Genomic DNA, 18257 nt, shown 5'->3' with positions numbered 1-18257 from the left:
GCGGAGGAACACCGAACATGAACTTCAGGAGCATAGTTTCGTCCGGACCTGCGCGTCGTTGGCCGGCTTGGCACGCCGCTGCGACGATCCTGCTGGCCGCGTTGCCGTTCGCGTTCGGCGCGCGCGCGGCCGAACCGATCAAGATCGGCCTGGTGACCGCCCTGTCGGGACAGTCGGCGCGCGCCGGCGAGGCGCTCACCCGCGGAGCGACGATCGCCATCGAGGAAATCAATGCGAAGGGCGGCGTGCTCGGACGTCCGCTCGAGCTCGTCCGCCGCGACGACGAGAGCAATCCGGCCAAAGGGCTGATCGCGGCGCGCGAGTTGATTCAGCGCGAGAAGGTCGCGGTCCTGGTCGGCGGCCTCGACACGCCGGTCGAGCTCGCCATCGTGCCGTTCGTCAACAACGTCAAGGTGCCGTTCGTGGTGCCATGGGCCGCCGGGACCAACATCACGCGGAACGGCGCCCCGTCCAACTACGTGTTCCGCGTCTCGGCCATGGACGATGAGGTCGATAAGGCGATCGTCCAGTTCTCGCGCAAGACGTACAATGCGAAGAAGCCCGGGCTCATCCTGGTCAATAATCCCTGGGGCGAGTCGAACGAGCATGGCCTGAAGGCGGCATTGAAGGCCGCAGGAATCGAGCCTGCCGGCGTCGAGAAGTTTGAAGGCAACGACGTCGATGTCGTTTCCCAGCTGTCGCGGCTGAAGCAGGCGGGCGCCGATACGCTCTACCTGGTCGGCAACGTCGGACCGTCCTCCCAGGTGGTGAAATCGCTCGACCGTATGGGCTGGGCGCCGCCGATCGTCTCGCATTGGGGGCCGGCCGGCGGCCGCTTCACCGAGCTCGCCGGGCCGAGCGCGGAGAACGTGATCTTCGTCCAGACCTACAGCTTCTTCGGGAACTTGTCGCCGGTCGGCAAGCGGGTGATGTCGGCCCTTCAGGCGAAGTATTCGGACATCAAGGGGCCTGCGGACGTGACGCCGGCGGTTGGCGTGGCCAACGCCTACGACTCCATCCTGGTCATTGCGCGAGCGATCGAAAAGGCCGGTGGCACCGAACCGACCGCCGTCCGTGACGGCTTCTACGCCATCGATCGCGTGGATGGCTTGATCAAGACCTACGAGAAGCCGTTCGCGCAGGACAAGCACGATGCGCTGACGGCGGGCGACTACATCTGGGCGCGGTTCGAGGACAACCACATCATGCCGTTCGCACGGAACTGACCGCGCGAGATCGTCCGACAAACAAGCAGGGTGGTCATCGATGTCATTTCTTCCCGCGGTGATAACAGGACTGGCGCTTGGGAGCATGTACGGGCTGCTTGCGCTTGGCTTCCACGTTACCTACGCCGTCTCCGGCACGGTCAATTTCTCCCAGGGCAGCTCGATGACCCTGGGAGCCGTTGCCGGCTACTTCTTCCTCGTGCTGTGGGGCTGGCCGGCGGCGGCCGGCATTCCCGCCGTTCTGCTCGTCTGCGCGGTCTATGGCCTGCTGATTGAGCGCTTTGCGGTTCGGCCATTCGTGCAGCGCGGCTCCGACAACTGGCTGATGGCGACCGTTGCGGTCGGCATCATCGTCGACAATGTGATGATGTTCGTCTTCGGCAAGGAGCCGCGCAGCTTTCCGTCCGTCCTGGCGGCCAAGCCGATCCAGATCGTCGAGGGCGCGGGCGTCTATCCGTTGCAACTCCTGATTCCCGTGGTCGGATTGCTGCTGGCGCTGGCACTTCATCTGCTCAGTCGCAGGACGCGTCACGGAGTCGCCATGCTCGCGGTGGTCCAGAACCCGAACGCCGCGCGTCTGATGGGCATCAACGTCAGCGGCGCCATCGCGGCAAGCTACGCGGTCTCGGCGATGCTGGCCGGGGTTGCGGCGCTGCTGATCGCGCCCCTGTTCAACGTGTCCTCGGAAATGGGCACGCTGTTCGGCATCAAGGCCTTCGCGGCGGCGATCATCGGCGGTCTCGGCAGCGCCTGGGGCGTGATGCTGGCCGGGCTCTGCCTCGGCCTGATCGAGGTGTTCGCGACCAACTATCTGGGGTCGGTCTACACCCAGATCATCACATTCGCCTCGGTGATCGCGATTCTTGTCGTCCTCCCCCACGGGCTGCTCGGCCGAGCCGGAGTGAAAAAGGTATGACCTCTCGCGTCTCCGTTCTCGCCGCCGTCGCGGCACTCGCGGCCGCCATCCTCTATGCCGCCGTTGCCGACAGCTACGGCGTATTCCTGGTCGCGACCATCTCGCTGACGGCGATCGCCTGCATCGGCCTTAACGTGCTGCTCGGTCTCGCAGGGCAGATCTCGCTCGGCCACATCGGTTTCATGGCGATCGGGGCCTATACGACCGTGCTCCTGATGGAGAAGGCAGGGTTGCCCTATCTTGCGGCGACGGCTGCAGCGATTGCTCTTGTCAGCGTCGTCGGTGGCCTGCTCGCCATGCCGGCCTTGCGTGTGCGAGGTCCATATCTCGCGATGGTGACAATCGCCTTCGGCTTCATCGTCGAGCACGGCACGATCGAGTGGCGCGACCTCACGGGCGGCGGCAACGGCCTGATCCTGACCGCGCCGCCGCAGGTGTTCGGCTTTCCGCTGTCGGAGCGGCATTTGGCGATCGCGGGCGTCGTGTTGGTGTTCGCCGGCCTCATCCTGTTCGAGCGCTTGAAGCGCAGCGGCTGGGGCTACGCCATGCGTGCCGCCCGCGACACCGAGGTTGCGACGCGCTCGATCGGCATTGATCTCGTGCGGGTCCGCACCGTGGCGTTCATCATCTCGGCGGCAGCGATGGCGTTGGCGGGGGCGCTATTTGCGCCCCTCCAGGGCTATATCAGTCCAAGTTCGTTCCCCTTTCTGCAATCGATCCTGCTGCTGTTCGGCGTCATGGTCGGCGGCGCCGGCTCGGCGCTGGGGCCGGTGATCGGGGCGGCGCTCGTCGTGCTGCTGCCGGAAATGCTGTCCGATCTCGCGGAGTATCGTCTGCTTGCCTTTGGCGTGTTGCTCTTCGCCGTGCTGCGGGTCGCGCCCTCGGGCATCATGGGGCTGATCGAGCAATTCGCTGCAAGGTTCCTGCCGGCGGGATCGAAGGCCGATACGGGCGCGGGGGCCGTCGAGCCGGTCGCCGACCTCAGCATCGGAACCAGCAGCGCGTCGCGTCTTGACGTCGCAAACCTCTCGATCTCGTTCGGCGGTGTCCGCGCCGTGCAGGACGTCTCGTTTACCGCCGAACCCGGCACGGTAATCAGCGTCATCGGCCCAAATGGTGCGGGGAAAACCAGCGCGCTGAATCTGCTTTGCGGCTTCTACCGCCCGAAATCCGGCACTGTGAAGCTTGGCGACCGCGACGTCACCGGCTTGCCGTCGCACCAGCTTGCGCGTGTCGGAGTGGCGCGAACGTTCCAGACGACGCAGCTCTTCGGCTCGCTCTCGATCATCGAGAATGTCCTGCTGGCGGCGACGGCCGGCAAGCTCGGTAACATCGTGTCGGCGCTGCACAATGACGCGCAGGAGCGCCTTGCACGGTCGCTGTTGCGCTTTGCGGGTGTCGACGGCGATTTGAGCAGACGCGCGGACGCGCTGCCCCATGGTGAGAAGCGACTGGTCGAGATCGCGAGGGCGCTCGCCTTGCGTCCGAAGGTCCTGTTGCTCGACGAGCCGGCCGCGGGTCTTTCGAAGGGCGACAAGCAGCGGCTGACGGTTCTGCTCCGTCGCATCGCGGAGACCGGGATCGCGGTCATCATCGTCGAGCACGACATGCCGATGATCATGTCGCTAAGCGACCTCATCGTCGTTCTCGATGGCGGCAAGCGCATCGCGATCGGCGATGCGGCGGCGATCCGCAACGATCCGCTGGTCCGCAAGGCCTATCTCGGCGATGCGCCGTCGGGTGAGCGGCGCCGCGCGCCGCGCCCGGCAAAACAAGGCACGGCGCTCGAAGTCCGCACGCTCGATGCCTTCTATGGCCTGTCGCGGGCGCTCGGTGGGATCGACCTTGCCGTCGCGCCCGGCGAGGCCATCGCCGTACTCGGCGCCAATGGAGCGGGCAAAACCACCCTGATGCGCTCGATTGCCGGTCTCGAACCACCGCGGTCGGTCGGCGAGATCCGGCTGTCCGGCGCCCGCGTCGACAAGATGCCGGCGCATATCCGCGCCAGGGCCGGCATCGTGCTGGTACCCGAAGGACGGCAGGTGTTTCCCGAGCTGACGGTGCGGCAGAACTTGCAGCTCGGCGCTTTCGCACGCAAGGGTCTCGAACTCGACGCGGAGATCGACGCGATGTTTGCCCGCTTTCCGCGCCTGAAGGAGCGTATCAACCATCGCGCGGGCCTTTTGTCGGGCGGCGAGCAGCAGATGCTCGCAGTCGCGCGTGGGCTCCTGACCGCGCCCAAGGTCTTCATGCTTGACGAGCCGTCGCTTGGACTGGCGCCGCTTGTCGTCGACGAGTTGTTCGCCTCGTTCGAGCAGCTTCGCGTCGAGGGGATGACCCTGATCGTGGTCGACCAGATGGCCGGGCAAGCCCTTGCGCTTGCCGACAGGGCCTATCTGCTTGAGACCGGCACCATCCTGAAGAGCGGTGCGGCCGAAATCATCGCGGAGGATCCCTCGCTTGAAGCCGCCTATCTCGGCGGAGAGGCCCACGGGAGTAGCGTGCCGCGAACCGCCGTGCTCACGTCCTGACGCCATGGTTGCGCAGCAGGAGATCGGTGTGATGCGGCTAGGCAATACGTTTCGCGACCTGCCCGGCGCGCCCGTGTCTGAACGATTCGACGGCGGTGCCGTAATCGAGGTCGGCGTGCTTGCGCGCCGCGCGCTGCGCAGCGGACGGCGCGGCCGTATTGCGGCGGTGTTCGAGCGCAGCCTTTATGCGGTGCTCGACGATTGCTGGATCTGCATCGGTGTCAAAGACCTCGGCTCCGGCCCGCTGCATCTTCGGTGCACCGGGATCGAGCCGCGGCTGCTCGTTCCCGGACAAGAGGTTGCGATCGTCGACACGATGCTGCTCGTCGACGGTATGCGGTTTGCCGGTTTCGAGACGGCCTCCGTATGGGCGCCGCCGCCTTCGCCGGAATGGACGCTCGACAGTTTGCGGGCAGGGCTTGCGATGGTCGATCAGGTCTGGCGTCGCTTGCCGGTCGAGCAGGGGCTGGCCGCCTCGGGTGGCGCGGAGCCGCCCACAAGGCCGTCGCGGGTGCTCGCTGCCGCGGCGCCGGCGCTCGCCGCGCTCAAGCAATTGATCGAGGCCGGGCTTCGCGGAGAGCGATGCGTACCGCGTGACTACCCGGAGATCGTCGAATTGATCGGACTTGGTCCCGGGCTCACGCCATCCGGCGACGACTTGATCGGCGGCGCGCTGGTCGCGCTCGCCAACCTCGGCCGTCTCGCGACGCGCGACGCGCTGTGGAAGACCTGTCGCGCGCATCTCGGCCGGACCAATCAGATCAGTGCCGCCCACCTGCACAGTGCCGTGCTCGGCTTCGCGGCGGCGGCGCTCCATGAAGCCATCGACGCGACGATTGGCGGACGGGTCGATCGTATCAAGTCCGCGGTCGCGGCGCTGTCGCGGATCGGGCAAAGCTCTGGACTGGATGCGTTTGCAGGTGCGCTGATGGTGTTGCGCGCGATCGAGTGCCGGCTGCTCAACGACAGCGCGCTGCATCATGCCGGCCTCACCGGCAACGGCCCGCCGACGCGATCAATCGCAGGGGCCTAGACGATCATGCGCCGCGACGGGAATTGGACGACTGGTCGCGCGTGTTTGACAAAGTAAAAATTTTCTTACTAAGATCGATGCATCGGATCTCGGGAGGCCGCAAGTGGTGACCAAGCAGGAAGGGACGCCGAGCGGGCGTTTGTTGATGAGCAAGCCAAGCGTGGTGAACGTCGGGCTGGCAGGCTTTGTGAAGGACTTGCGGGACTGCGATGTCGAGGTCGTGCAGGTCGACTGGACGCCGCCCGCCGACGGCGATCCCGAAATGGCGGCACTGCTCGCCAAGCTCGGTACGTGAGAGCGCGGCCATGAAGCTGATCGAAGACGCCAACAAGCAGGCGCTGGCCCGCATCCTCGAGGGTGAGCCCAGGCTGATCGATATCGTTCCGGCACGCGACGTGCTGGAAGGGTTGAAGGAACGCATGATCCTTCATGCCGGGCCGCCGATCACCTGGGACCGAATGTGCGGTCCGATGCGTGGCGCGGTGGCAGGCGCCATCGTGTTCGAAGGCTGGGCTCCGGATCTTGAAGCCGCCTTCGAACTCGCGGCCGGCGGCGGCGTCGCCTTCCACCCCAACCATCATTTCGGCGCGGTCGGTCCGATGACCGGCATGACCACGGTCTCCATGCCGGTGTTCGTCGTCGAGAACATCAAATATGGCAACCGCGCCTACTGCGCCATCAACGAGGGCCTTGGCAAGGTTATGCGCTTCGGCGGCAATGACGATAGCGTGCTGGCCCGCCTCGGCTGGCTGCGTGATGTATTCGGGCCGGTGCTGGCCAGGGCGATCCGCGCGCATGGCGGGATCGACCTGAAGGCGATCATCGCGCGCGGACTCTCGATGGGCGATGAAATGCACCAGCGCAACCTGGCCTGCTCCAGCGTGTTCCTGCGCGAGATCGGGTCGGCGCTGGCGCGCACCTCGACGGACAACGAGGTTCTCGCAAGTTGCATTGGCTTCATCGCGCAGAACGATCAGTTCTTTCTCAACATCGCGATGGCGATGGGCAAAGCGCTGACCGATCCCGCCAGCGGGATTCGCGGTTCGACGGTGGTGACCGCGATGTGCCGCAACGGAACCGACTTCGGGGTCCGCGTCAGCGGATTGGGCGATCGCTGGTTCACGGCGCCGGTGGAAATGCCGGAAGGGCTCTATTTCCCGGGCTATTCGCGCAAGGATGCCAATCCCGACATGGGCGACTCCGCGATCGTCGAGACGGTCGGGCTTGGTGGCTTCGCGATGGCAGCAGCTCCGGCAGTTGCCGGATTCATCGGCGCCGGGGCGCCGTCGTCGGCGGGCAATTTCACGCGGGCAATGAGTGAAATCACCGTCGGGCAGAATCCGGAATGGACGATCCCTGCGCTCGACTTTGCCGGCGTGCCGACCGGCATCGACGTTCGCCTGGTGGTGGAGACCGGCCTTGCACCGGTCATCAACACCGGCATCGCGCATCGCGAGCCCGGCATCGGCCAGGTCGGCGCCGGCGTGGTGCGGGCGCCGATGGCCTGCTTCCGGCAGGCCGTTCTCGCCATTGCGGAAGATCTGGGGGTGTCATGAGCGCGTTTGTCCTGAACGAAATTCGCAAGGGCTTCTATCTCGACTCGGTGGCGTTGATGCGGTTGTCGCGCGAGATCGCGTCGGCGGCGGGCGTCATCGAAGCCGCGCTGATGATGGGCACGCCGTCCAACCAGGCGATCTTGCGCAACGCCGGATTGCTCGATGGCGAGGTGATCGCGCAGGGCAATGATCTGATCCTCGCGATCAAGGCCGAGAGCGAAGCGGCGGCACGCGTCGCGCTTGCCGAAGCGCAAAAGGCGCTCGATCGCCCCAAGACGAGCAGCACGGGCGAAGCGGCGTGGCGGCCGCGCAGCATTGCCGCGGCCGTCAAGGCCGCACCCGCCGCCAACCTCGCCCTGATCTCCGTTCCCGGCGAGTTCGCCGCGGCAGAAGCGCGCAAGGCGCTGAACCGCGGACTTCATGTCCTGATGTTCAGCGACAATGTCTCGATTGCGGATGAATTGTCGCTGAAGCAGCAGGCGCGCGAAGCGGGCCTCTTGATGATGGGACCGGACTGCGGCACGGCGATCATCGGCGGCGCGCCGCTCGCCTTCGCCAACCGGCTGAAGCGTGGGAGGATCGGGATCATCGGCGCATCGGGGACCGGTACGCAGGAGGTGTCGTGCCTGCTGTCCGAGGCGGGCGAAGGAATTTCCCACGCCATCGGCGTCGGCGGACGGGATTTGAAGAAGGAGATTGGCGGCATCACGACATTGATGGCGATCGACGCCCTCGATGCCGATCCCGAGACCGATCGCGTCGTGCTCATCTCCAAGCCGCCGCATCCGGACGTCGCCAGGGCCGTGCTTGGCCGGATCGGCCGGAGCTCGAAGCCCTACACAGTGTGCTTCATCGGCGCCGCCGCGGCGGACCTGCCGCCAAATGCACGCTTTGCGACTACATTGAGGGAAGCGGCCGAAAAAGTCCTGGGCAACGGCCGGAGCATTGGCGGCAAGTTCGACGCTGCCGCCGTGGCTGCGCGTTTGCCGCCGCGACGCAAGGCGGCGCAGCGGATCGAAGGGCTGTTCGCCGGCGGCACGCTCTGCGCCGAGGCGCAGGTGATCCTTGCCGCGGGCGGTCGCAAGGTGGCATCAAACGCCGCTATTCCCGGCGTCCCGCATTTCGGTGAGCCGGAGGCGCAGGGGAGGGACCGCATCGTCGACCTCGGGGCCGACGAATATACCCAGGGCCGGCCGCATCCGATGATCGATCCCTCGGTGCGCGACGATGCGTTGCGGGCGGCGCTGGCCGATCCCGCGGTCGCCGTCATCCTGCTCGATCTCGTGATCGGATACGGCGCACATGACAATCCGGCAGCGCATCTTGCGGCTGTCGCGGCGGGCCGCGCGGATGACGCGCCGGTCCTGGTTGCGTCAGTGACGGGGACCGAGCTCGATCGCCAAGTGCGTTCGGCGCAGATCAGGCTGCTCGAGGACGCCGGCATCGTGGTGGCGCCGTCGAATGCCCAGGCCTGCGACCTTGCTCTCGCTTTTTCCGTCAACGACGTCAGGATGCCGCGCTATGCGAACACTCAATGAGGTCCCGCGCCGTCTCGTGATCGCGATCGGCGGCAATGCCGTCCACCCCGAAGACATCAGGGGCACCTCGGACGAGCAGAAGGCGGTCGCCCAGCATACGGCCGAGGCGCTGCTGCCGCTCGCCGAACTCGACAACGAACTGGTGATCACCCACGGCAACGGGCCGGTGGTGGGCAAGATCATGATGCGCCAGATGCTGACGATGAGCCGGATCCCGCCGATGTCGATGGACATCTGCGTCGCACACAGCCAAGGTGGCATCGGCTATCTTCTGATGCAGGCGATTGAGAACGTCTTGCGTGCGCATGGCAACGGCCGGCACGTCGCCAGCCTGCTGACCCAGGTCGAGGTCGACGCCAACGATCCCGCCTTCGCCAATCCGACCAAGTTCGTCGGACCGTTTTTCACGGAGCAGGAAGCCCAGCGCATCAGCGCCGAGTTGAACTGGAAAATGCGCGAGGACTCCGGACGTGGCTGGCGCCATGTCGTGCCGTCTCCGAAACCGAAACATGTCTGCGACATTTCGCTGGTCGACGCGCTGGTCAAGCGCGGCACCATCGTCATCGCAGGCGGCGGCGGCGGTATGCCCGTGATCCGCGACGAACGGGGCGTGCGCACCGGCGTGCCGGCAGTGATCGACAAGGATCTGACCTCGGCCCATATCGCCAACGTGCTTGGTATCGAGGAACTGCTGATCCTGACCGCGGTGCCCCGCGTCGCGATCAATTTTGGCAAGCCCGACAAGAGAGAGCTAGATCAGGTCAGCCTGGCGAAGATCAGGGCCTATCATCGCGAGGGCCATTTTCCGCCGGGAAGTATGGGACCCAAGGTCGATGCCGCCATCCGCTTTCTCGAAGGTGGTGGCAAGCGCGCGATCATCAGCCACCTCAATTGCGCAATGACCGCGCTGACCGGCGAGACCGGGACCCACATCGTTCCCTAGCGCTCGCCAGATGCGATGGCGGCGCCATTGATGATGGCCGCCGGGATCTGCCCGGCGGGATACCGATGTCGGTCGGCCCCGAGCACAGGTCCGAATCCATGCCGTTCCGCTCGAGCTGCCTGCGCGCCTATTTCAACATCGCCGCGACGTTGTCCTTTGTCACAACGTCGAGACCGGTGTGGATGATCGGCGGCGCCTTCTGCCTTTCTTGATGGCAAGCGGCGTGTCCATCGCTTTCTCGCCCATTTCGAACGGGCGCTGGCCGATCAGCGCATTGGCGTAACCCTCGTTCAGGAGTTCAAGCTGCATCTTGAGGGTATCGGCCACGACGAGCGTGAACTTGCCGGCGTCCATGTCCTTCTTGCTCTTGCTGGCGAACGCCTTGAAGCCTTCGGGCGCGAACATCGGCCAGCCACCGACCGGGATGATGGCTGCAAGGTCGGGAGCAGCGGTGCGCAGATCGGTCATCTGCTGAACGCCGAGCGCGGGATCGTCGTTGCAGAAGGTCGGCGAGCCCCCGACCTCGGTCCACTTCGAGCCCTTGAGTGCCTCACGCACGCCGTCGACCCGCTCGGCTAGGTTCTCCGCACCCGGCCCGCCGGAGATCATCGCGTATCTGCCGCCATCAGGCCGCAGCTTCAGCAATTGCTTGCCGAGCGCGAGGCCGAACTCCTTGTTGTCGGTGCCGATATAGGCAATCCGCTTCGAGCCCGGCGCGTCCGAGTCGAAGGTGATGACGGGAATGCCGGCTGCACTTGCCGCCTCGATCGACTTGGTCATCGCGGCAACGTCGGCAACCGAGATGGCCAGGCCATCCACCTTTTGAGTGACGAAATCCTGGATGATCTGCGCTTGCGTCGCCGGCTCGTGCTCGACAGGACCCTTGTAGATGCATTCGATGTTGCCGAGCTCCTTGGCGCGTTTCTGGCAGCCGTCGCGCGCGAAATCGAAGAACGGGTTGTTCATGGCCTTGGGCACGATCACGAATCTGTAGCTCTGGGCCAGGCCAGGCGTTGCCATCATGGCGAGGACCGCAGCGGCAAGAAGTGCCTTTCTCATTGTTTCCCTCCACATTTCTTATCGTGCCTATCCGCTCAAATCTGCGGCTCCGGGAGGCGGATAGGCGGACATCCATGATCCTCCAGGACGAACTCTTCAGGCCATGCGCGAGCGGAGACGATCGACCAGCACCGCGGCGATGATGATCACGCCCACCAGGGTCTGCTGCCAGTACGAGTTGACCTGCGCGAGCACGAGGCCGTTGCGGATCACCTCGAGCAGCACGCAGCCGACAATGGCCCCGAGCGGGCCGCCGGCGCCGCCCGCGAGATTGGCGCCACCGATGACAGCGGCCGCAATCACGTTGAGCTCATAGGATGTGGCCATGTTCGCCGGCGCCGATCCCAGCCAGCCCGAGACGATGATGCCCTGCAGACCCGCCGCGAGCGCACAGATCACGTAGATCTCGATCTTCACCCGGACGACCGAGATGCCGGTCAGCGCGGCCGCCTTCTCGTTGCCGCCGACGGCAAAGACGTGGCGGCCGAAACCAGTGTGATGCAGCACGACCGCCATCGCCAGCGCGAGAACCACGAGATAGATGAACGGCGCCGGCATGCCGAACACAACGCCGGATGTAAGCGTGTAGAAATATTCGGCGTCGGGGCCGCCGGGAAAACTGCCGCGGCCGTTGGAGACGACGTAGCCGAGGCCGCGCACGATCGAGAGCATGCCGAGCGTCGTGACGAACGGCGACAGTCCAAGCACCGCGATGCAGAAGCCATTGACGAGGCCGACAATCAGCGCGACGCCGAGCCCCGCCAGAACCGAGACGAGCAGAATCAAGCCCGGCATATTGGCAATCACGGTCTTGCCGTCAGGGGCTAAATGCACGAACCAGTCCGCGCCGGGCATGCCCGGTGTCGAGACGTGCGTCATCACCATTGAGGTGGTCATCGCTGAAAAGCACATCACGGAGCCGACCGAGAGATCGATGCCGCCCGTGATGATGACGAAGGTCATGCCGAGCGTGGCGATGGCGATGAAGGAAAAGTTCTTCGCCACATTCTGTATGTTGCCTGCGGTCAGGAAATAGGGGCTGGCGAAGTTCATCAGCACGAACAGCGCCGCCAGCGCCAGCAGGACGTAGCCGGTCTACGAGGCGAACAGGCCGCTGCGCCACCATCTGGCCTTGCCGACATTGGTGAAGGTGAGGGGAGATTCCAGGGGCGTGGCCATCACGCAGCCTCCTTCGCTCCCGTGATGAGGGAGGTGACTTCCTCGGGGCTGGTGTCGCCGATCGCCTTGTCGGCGCGCTTCTCGCCGCGCCGCATGACGACGACGCGGTCGCAGACAGCGAACACGTCGGGCATGCGGTGCGAGATCAGCATGACCGCGACGCCCTGTTCCTTCAGGCGATGGATCAGGCCGAGGACCTGCTCGACCTGGCGAACCGAAATCGCGGCAGTCGGCTCGTCCATCATCACCAGCCTGGCGTTGGAGAGCCGCGTCCGCGCGATCGCGACCGCCTGGCGCTGGCCGCCCGACATCTGCTTGACGAGATCGTGCGGGCGGGTCTCCGAGCGCAGCTCGCCGAACAGCTGCAGCGCGCGCGCTGCCATCGCCTTGTGGTCTAGCAAGGCGAATGGACCAAGCTTGCGCTTGAGCTCGCGGCCGAGGAAGACATTGGCCGCCGCAGTGAGATTGTCGGCGAGTGCGAGGTCCTGGTAGACCACTTCTATGCCGACCGCACGGGCATCGATCGGACGGGCGAAATGAACCGCCCTGCCGTCAAAGCGGATCTCGCCGTGACTTGGCGGAAAGTTGCCGGCAATGATCTTGACGAGCGTCGACTTGCCGGCGCCGTTGTCGCCCATCAGGCCGACCACCTCGCCGGGCGACACGCGGAGGTCGACGCCATGCAACGCGCGAATGGCGCCGAACTCCTTGCCGATGCCCTTCAACTCCAGGACCGCTAGCCCGGCGTCGTGAGGGGTTACCATGGCTGGCTTTGCTCAAGCATGCTGGCCACCTCCGCTCAGAAGTGCACCAGCGTGCGCAGACCGAGAATCCAGGCGTTGTCGGTCTTCACGCCGGCGGCATTGTACCCGCGCCCGCCAGGATGCATCACATACTGGGCGTCGAACTTCAGGTTCATCCAGCCCGTCGCCTGCCACCCGTACCAGGCTTCGATCGGAACTTCGTTTCCTCCGGCGTTGGGCGTGAGCGCAGCGGTATTCACATGGGTCGTACCGACCGCAAAGCCGACTTCGTCCTCCGGGCGCGAGGCGAACGTTCCGGTGTGCCTGAAGCCGAATGCAATCTGGTAATCCTGGTACGACGTGCGGTGGTCGGCGACGGTCGTATTGAGGAAGGTGTACCAGCCCTGTGCCTTGGGACCTTCAACCGTCAGCCGCTGCAGGATCGATTCATAGACGCCATAACGACCGCGCGAATCTCCGAGATTCTGGTCCGAGACGCCGCCGGTGCCCGGAGAGATCGCAATGATCCCCGGCAGGCCGCCATCAATTGTCGATGCGCTGTCATACCAGCCGCCAAATCTCCAGGTCCCGTTCAACGGACCGCTCGGCGCCCAGACCACCTCGACCGGCACCAGAACGCCCGAGGCGGGGCTAGAGCCGGGGACACCCGGCAGGAAGTAAGTCGCGGAGTCCGACGTCGTCAGGTAGTTCGGGTTGGCGTCGTAGACGCCGACCGAGAGCTGCCATTCCTTGGCGAAGTTGTAGTGCACCACACCGGCCCATTGGCTCACCGGCCAATTGTAGATGTAGCCACCCTGGATGTTGCCGGGCTGGCCGCCGCAGAAGGTCAGGTTGATGAACTCGCAGAGACCAAAGAAGAAGTCGGAGCCGACCGGAAGACGGCCGCCCTTGAGCTCAAGGCGATCATCGAACAGCTTCTGCGAGTAGTAGAGTTCGGTCAGGCGAAGAATGCTGCCGCGGCCGAACACTTCGTTGGTCAGCTGCAGCGCCGGAATTCCCGCCTCGTCATTCAGGTTGCGGCCGAAGCGGTCGACCAGCGTGAGGCCAACCGTGCCGCCATGGATGCCGGCAAGTTTTGCCATGTCGAACTTGGCCTGAAAGAAAAGCTGTCCGGCTTGGGTCGCGGTGTTCCTGTTGCCGCCCGACAAATTGCCGACGGCTTCGTCGCCCAGTGTCAGGGCCAGCGAGATCCCTCGCTCCTTTAGTTGCGTCCTGCCGAGATCGCCGAACAGATATGGTCTTGTCCAGAAGTCATCGGTCTCGGTGTAAGGCACCGGCGGAGCCTTCGACATGAGATCGGCCGCATGCGCGCCGCCGCCGCTGAACAGAGATAACAACGCCAACGCCATCCCCACGCCGCACGCCCGCGCGGTGTTTACAGACCTAAGTGACATTTTCTGCACTCCCAGCGTCCCCGGCTTTGTCTATTTTTGTGCCACGTTCCCGCCCAAAGCCCTTCAGCGGGGAACGCGATAGTTTCAATTCATCGCTCTATCAATCAGAGATAGAATGTGCGCACGCAAAGCCCTCCGAGACGGTCGCGAGGGTCTGCCTGCGGCTCACTGGGCCAGGCTTGCTGCGCCAAATTGGATACGAGCGCCGCGAGCTTGATCGATCTTGCGCCTCGAACTCCTTCCCCTCGTTCCTCTACTCAAGCCACCGCGACCATATTCCCGGTCCGGTTTCTTCCTTTTCGAGTTGTCATGCCTGATCGCCCGTCGTCGTCGGCAACGCAGCCGCGCTATGCGAAGCTGCGCCTTGCAGAATTGTGCTTTCCTTCGATCTTGGTGCAGTGCGGGCGAGGCCTGCGAGCGCGGCCTTGCGCCGTCGACGGGCCTGCAATTGCTGATCCGCCAGCACACCGATCAGGATCACGGTCCCCATCACCGCGAAGTTCAGCGAATTGGGAATGCCGAGGATGTTCACGAGGTTCTGCAGCACCTGCAGCAACGCCGTCCCGAGCACGATGCCCAGAATGGAGCCCTCGCCGCCGCGCAGGCTGCAGCCGCCGAGGACGGCCGCCGCGATCGCATAGAGTTCGTAGAAGTTGCCGAAGGAACTCGGAGAGACCGAGTTGGTGTAGAACACAAACATCACGGTCGAGACGCCGGCGAGCCCGCCGCTGATGACATAGGCGGTGGCGATCACGAGATTGGTGTTGATGCCGGAGAAGCGCGCCGCTTCCTCGTTCTTGCCCACGGCATAAAGCCAGCGCCCGTAGACCGAGCGGTGCAGCAGCACGCCGAGGATCAGCGCAAGGATGGTCAGGAAGATGAAGGTGTTCGGGATGCCCGCAATATTACCGGAGGCGATGTTGCTCAGCGTGCTCGCCTCGTCACCGTAGCCGAAGCCGCGTGTCGAATCGCTGGTGTAATAGCGCGCGGCGCCGCGATAGATCAGCAGGCCGCACAGCGTTACGATGAAGGGCTGCATTTTCAGCCGCGTGATCAGGAAGCCCTGGATGCCGCCCAGCGCAAGCCCGCCCATCAGGACCAGCAGCAGCGCGAACGGCCAGGGCACCTGATAGGTCGTCAGCAGGTCGATGAAGATGACGCCGAGCAGCGCGAACATCGAGCCGAGCGAAAGATCGATGCCGCCGGTGATGATGACGAGGCCTTCACCCAGCGCGAACACGCCGAACAGGCCGACCAGATTGGCCATGTTCAGCAGATTCACGAACGACAGGAAGGCCGGATTGATCGCGGCGGTGATGGCGGAGATCACCGCCAGCAGCAAGAATAGGCCGAGTTCCTTCTTCATCATGGCGCAGCGGCCTCCATGGTTTCGAGCGCCTGGCCGACCGCCAGCCTCAACACGTTGTATTCGCTGAACTGGTCGCGCTCGATCACGCCGCTGACACTGCCTTCATGCATCACCGCCACCCGGTCGGAGACGCCGATCACTTCCTCCATGTCCGAGGAGATCATCACGATCGCGACGCCCTGGTCGGCGAGGCTGCGCATCAGCGCGTAGATCTCGCTCTTGGCGCCGACATCGATGCCGCGGGTCGGCTCGTCGAAGAACATCACGCGCGGCTGCATGGAGAGCCACTTGCCCAGCACCACCTTCTGCTGGTTGCCGCCGGAGAGCGTCACGGCTTCGATGTCGATGCTCGGCGCCTTGATGGACAGCCGCCTGGCCTGGTCTTTGGCGATTCTGCGCTCGGCCGCGCCGTTGACCAGCCACATCCGCGCATGATCCAGCAGGCTCGCGAGCGTCATGTTCTCTCGGATCGGCAGTTCCAGCACCAGACCGGATTTCTTGCGATCCTCCGGCACCAGGTAGATCCCTTGCCTGATCGCGTCACGCGGCGAGGCGACGCCGACCGGGGCGTTGTCGATCCGGATCTCGCCGCCCAGCAGCGGATCGACGCCGAACACCGCGCGGGCAAGCGAGGTGCGGCCGGCGCCGACGAGCCCGGCGAGGCCGAGGATCTCGCCGCGCCGCACCGACAGATTGATCTGCCGGTCGGGAAAGGCAGTGGTCACGACGCCGGCGATATCGCAGCCGCCCGGCTGCGGCGTGCAGGACGGCGGTGTATATAGCGCCTTCAGGTCGCGGCCGATCATCAGCCGGATCATGGCGGCGTGGCTGAGCTCGTCGCGCGCCAATTCCCCCACCGTGCGCCCGTCGCGCAGCACCACGACGCGATCGGCGCAGCTCATGATCTCGCCGAGCCGGTGAGAGATGTAGATCACCGAGATGCCGTGCGTCTTCAGGTCGGCGATCATCTCGAGCAGCCGTTCCGTCTCCGAAATCGTCAGGCTGGAGGTCGGTTCGTCCATGATGATGACGCGGGCGTCGATCGAGAGCGCCTTGGCGATCTCCACCATCTGGCGCTCCGCGATCGACAAATTCTCGACCAGCGTGCCCGGCGTGAAATCGGCGCCCAGCCGTTCCAGCAGCGGCATCACGCGGGCGTGCATCTGCACATTGTCCACCAGCTTCAGCGGGCCGCCGGCCAGCTTCTCGCGTCCGATGAAGACATTGGTCGCGACGTCGAGATTCTCGAACAGGTTCAGTTCCTGGTGCACGAAGGCGATGCCACATCGCGTCGCCTCGGTCACCGTCATCCGGGCGTGCTCGGTGCCGCCGATGCGGATCACGCCGGTGCTCGGCGCGATCACGCCGGCCAGCACGCGCATCAGCGTCGATTTGCCGGCGCCGTTCTCGCCGATCAGGCCCAGCACCTCGCCGCGATTGACGCGCAAATTGACGTCGTCGAGCGCCCTGACGCCGGGATAGGTCTTGCTGATTCCGCTGAGTTCCAGCAGCGTTTCCGCCATTCGGCATGTCCTCCTGCACAACGCCCGGCGGCCTGTGGCGGCCGGGCGTTGAAGCCGACTGAAGTTACTTCTTGAGTAGTTCCTTCAGATGTGCGGCGAACTCCGCGACGTTGGTCTTGCTGATCACCTTGGTCGGCACGATCAACTTGCTGTCCTTCGGAATCCAGGACTTGTCACCGTTCAGCGTCTTGATGATGTTGGTGGCGGAGAGATAGCCGAACTCGTAGGGCTGCTGCACGACCGTGGATTCGATCGTGCCGTCGGAAATGCCGCGCAGCGTCCGCTGGTCCTCGTCGAAGCCGACGATCTTGACCTTGCCGGGCTTGCCTGCGGCCTTCACCGCGTCATAGATCAGCGGCGTCTCGTAGCTCCATAGGCCGGACAGCAGCGCGATGTCGGGATATTTGACGAGCACGTTCTCCATGTTCGCCTTGGCCTTGGCGAAGTCCACCTGGTCGGTGAACACGTCGACCAGTTCGACCTTGGTGCCGGCGATCGCTTCCTTGATGCCCTGCACCCGCTCGCGGGCGTTGTCGGCGTCCATCGTTCCGACGAACAGTGCGATCTTGCCGCCGTTCGGCAGCGCCTTCTTGATCTCCTCGCCGGCCTGTCGCCCCGCCGCGACGTTGTCGGTGCCGATATAGGCGAGGCGATTGCTCTGCGGCGCGTCGCTGTCCGTGGTGATCAGCACGGTCTTGGCGGCAACCTTGTTAAGTTCTTCGGTTGCATGCGGTGCATCGTCGACCGAGATCGAGATGCCGGCGACGCCGCGCACCAGCAGATCGTCCAGTTCGCGCCGCTGGCCCGCCGCCGTCCCTTCATTGGTGACGATCAATTCGATATTGTAGTCCGGGTGCTCCTTCTGCGCCTTCTCAAGCCCACGGCCCGCGATGGTCCAGAAGTCGGCCGCGACATTGGTCACCAGCGCGATGGTCTTTTTCTGCTGTGCCTGTGCTACCCCCGTCGCCATGGCGAGCGCGGCAGCGCCCGCCATGAGCGGCACGATCAATTTTCTGGTTGAGACATTCATATGCACCTCCCTGTCGACACCACCGGTGAGGGGATTTCACGCCGGGCGCTTTTCACGCCTTATTTTATTCACGTAACTAATAAATTAGCGCGACAAAATGTCCAGTCAAGGATGATCATGATCACGCCTTCGGCCAATAAAAGTATGGGAGTGATGTTTTTCAGTCGCTATCCGCGATTTTTGACCCGAAAACGAG

The 18257-nt window shown here is 64.6% G+C and carries 13 protein-coding genes and 2 pseudogenes; 8 read left to right on the top strand and 7 right to left on the bottom strand.

Annotation, left to right across the window (positions count from 1 at the left end):
• Positions 1-17: 17 nt before the first annotated feature.
• The 8 genes from ACVMB1_RS26300 to arcC all read left to right on the top strand — a co-directional run bounded on the left by ACVMB1_RS26300 (position 18) and on the right by arcC (position 9743).
• Positions 18-1226: an ABC transporter substrate-binding protein gene (locus tag ACVMB1_RS26300; protein ID WP_371852122.1), complete on the top strand. Its 1209-nt coding sequence runs from the start codon at positions 18-20 to the stop codon at positions 1224-1226.
• Between the two features lie 40 nt (positions 1227-1266).
• Complete coding sequence (locus ACVMB1_RS26295) at positions 1267-2142, top strand: branched-chain amino acid ABC transporter permease (RefSeq protein ID WP_076826929.1); 876 nt, start codon at positions 1267-1269, stop codon at positions 2140-2142.
• Positions 2139-4673, top strand: coding sequence for a branched-chain amino acid ABC transporter ATP-binding protein/permease (locus tag ACVMB1_RS26290; RefSeq protein WP_076826931.1), 2535 nt, complete (start codon positions 2139-2141; stop codon positions 4671-4673). The genes ACVMB1_RS26295 and ACVMB1_RS26290 overlap by 4 nt, the downstream gene beginning before the upstream one ends.
• Before the next feature lie 31 nt (positions 4674-4704).
• Positions 4705-5706, top strand: coding sequence for a DUF2877 domain-containing protein (locus tag ACVMB1_RS26285; RefSeq protein WP_158074185.1), 1002 nt, complete (start codon positions 4705-4707; stop codon positions 5704-5706).
• Positions 5707-5809: 103 nt separating this feature from the next.
• Positions 5810-6001 carry a hypothetical protein gene (locus ACVMB1_RS26280; protein ID WP_076826933.1) on the top strand — a complete coding sequence of 64 codons (192 nt, stop codon included), beginning with the start codon at positions 5810-5812 and terminating at the stop codon, positions 5999-6001.
• A gap of 10 nt (positions 6002-6011) precedes the next feature.
• Positions 6012-7262: a YlbE family protein gene (locus ACVMB1_RS26275; RefSeq protein ID WP_076826934.1), complete on the top strand. Its 1251-nt coding sequence runs from the start codon at positions 6012-6014 to the stop codon at positions 7260-7262.
• Entirely contained in the window at positions 7259-8800 is a 1542-nt protein-coding gene (fdrA, locus tag ACVMB1_RS26270) for an acyl-CoA synthetase FdrA (protein WP_076826936.1), read from the top strand. Before ACVMB1_RS26275 ends, fdrA begins: the two co-directional genes overlap by 4 nt.
• Positions 8784-9743, top strand: coding sequence for a carbamate kinase (gene arcC / locus ACVMB1_RS26265; RefSeq protein WP_076826938.1), 960 nt, complete (start codon positions 8784-8786; stop codon positions 9741-9743). The genes fdrA and arcC overlap by 17 nt, the downstream gene beginning before the upstream one ends.
• A gap of 127 nt (positions 9744-9870) precedes the next feature.
• Here the strand turns inward: arcC and ACVMB1_RS26260 are convergent.
• The 7 genes and pseudogenes from ACVMB1_RS26260 to ACVMB1_RS26230 all read right to left on the bottom strand — a co-directional run bounded on the left by ACVMB1_RS26260 (position 9871) and on the right by ACVMB1_RS26230 (position 18061).
• Positions 9871-10802: pseudogene (locus ACVMB1_RS26260) on the bottom strand (sugar-binding protein).
• A gap of 96 nt (positions 10803-10898) precedes the next feature.
• A pseudogene (locus ACVMB1_RS26255) lies at positions 10899-11981 on the bottom strand (ABC transporter permease).
• The gene (locus ACVMB1_RS26250; RefSeq protein WP_076826940.1) at positions 11981-12745 is read right to left on the bottom strand and encodes an ATP-binding cassette domain-containing protein; all 765 of its coding nucleotides are present in this window, start codon (positions 12743-12745) and stop codon (positions 11981-11983) included. Before ACVMB1_RS26250 ends, ACVMB1_RS26255 begins: the two are co-directional and overlap by 1 nt.
• 35 nt (positions 12746-12780) lie before the next feature.
• Positions 12781-14139, bottom strand: a complete 1359-nt coding sequence (locus ACVMB1_RS26245) for a carbohydrate porin (protein ID WP_076826941.1) — start codon at positions 14137-14139, stop codon at positions 12781-12783.
• A 307-nt stretch (positions 14140-14446) separates the two neighbouring features.
• Positions 14447-15508 (bottom strand): ABC transporter permease, encoded by a 1062-nt coding sequence (locus ACVMB1_RS26240; protein ID WP_141340363.1) that lies wholly within the window; start codon positions 15506-15508, stop codon positions 14447-14449.
• A complete protein-coding gene (locus ACVMB1_RS26235; RefSeq protein ID WP_141340364.1) occupies positions 15505-17031 on the bottom strand; it encodes a sugar ABC transporter ATP-binding protein in 1527 nt (508 codons plus the stop codon). The genes ACVMB1_RS26240 and ACVMB1_RS26235 overlap by 4 nt, the downstream gene beginning before the upstream one ends.
• A 64-nt stretch (positions 17032-17095) precedes the next feature.
• Entirely contained in the window at positions 17096-18061 is a 966-nt protein-coding gene (locus ACVMB1_RS26230; RefSeq protein WP_141340365.1) for a sugar-binding protein, read from the bottom strand.
• Between the last annotated feature and the right edge of the window lie 196 nt (positions 18062-18257).

It is taken from the genome of Bradyrhizobium sp. USDA 4504, from assembly GCF_054063995.1.
This window is presented reverse-complemented; position numbering and strand designations above follow the sequence as displayed.

What these genes read in the sequence shown, in the direction of transcription:
- ACVMB1_RS26285 (WP_158074185.1), top strand. Translation starts at nt 4,705, where the DNA reads ATGCGGCTAGGCAATACGTTTCGCGACCTGCCCGGCGCGCCCGTGTCT.
- ACVMB1_RS26230 (WP_141340365.1), bottom strand. Translation starts at nt 18,061, where the DNA reads ATGAATGTCTCAACCAGAAAATTGATCGTGCCGCTCATGGCGGGCGCT.
- ACVMB1_RS26250 (WP_076826940.1), bottom strand. Translation starts at nt 12,745, where the DNA reads ATGGTAACCCCTCACGACGCCGGGCTAGCGGTCCTGGAGTTGAAGGGC.
- ACVMB1_RS26290 (WP_076826931.1), top strand. Translation starts at nt 2,139, where the DNA reads ATGACCTCTCGCGTCTCCGTTCTCGCCGCCGTCGCGGCACTCGCGGCC.
- ACVMB1_RS26235 (WP_141340364.1), bottom strand. Translation starts at nt 17,031, where the DNA reads ATGGCGGAAACGCTGCTGGAACTCAGCGGAATCAGCAAGACCTATCCC.
- ACVMB1_RS26245 (WP_076826941.1), bottom strand. Translation starts at nt 14,139, where the DNA reads ATGTCACTTAGGTCTGTAAACACCGCGCGGGCGTGCGGCGTGGGGATG.
- fdrA (WP_076826936.1), top strand. Translation starts at nt 7,259, where the DNA reads ATGAGCGCGTTTGTCCTGAACGAAATTCGCAAGGGCTTCTATCTCGAC.
- ACVMB1_RS26240 (WP_141340363.1), bottom strand. Translation starts at nt 15,508, where the DNA reads ATGATGAAGAAGGAACTCGGCCTATTCTTGCTGCTGGCGGTGATCTCC.
- ACVMB1_RS26275 (WP_076826934.1), top strand. Translation starts at nt 6,012, where the DNA reads ATGAAGCTGATCGAAGACGCCAACAAGCAGGCGCTGGCCCGCATCCTC.
- arcC (WP_076826938.1), top strand. Translation starts at nt 8,784, where the DNA reads ATGCGAACACTCAATGAGGTCCCGCGCCGTCTCGTGATCGCGATCGGC.
- ACVMB1_RS26295 (WP_076826929.1), top strand. Translation starts at nt 1,267, where the DNA reads ATGTCATTTCTTCCCGCGGTGATAACAGGACTGGCGCTTGGGAGCATG.
- ACVMB1_RS26300 (WP_371852122.1), top strand. Translation starts at nt 18, where the DNA reads ATGAACTTCAGGAGCATAGTTTCGTCCGGACCTGCGCGTCGTTGGCCG.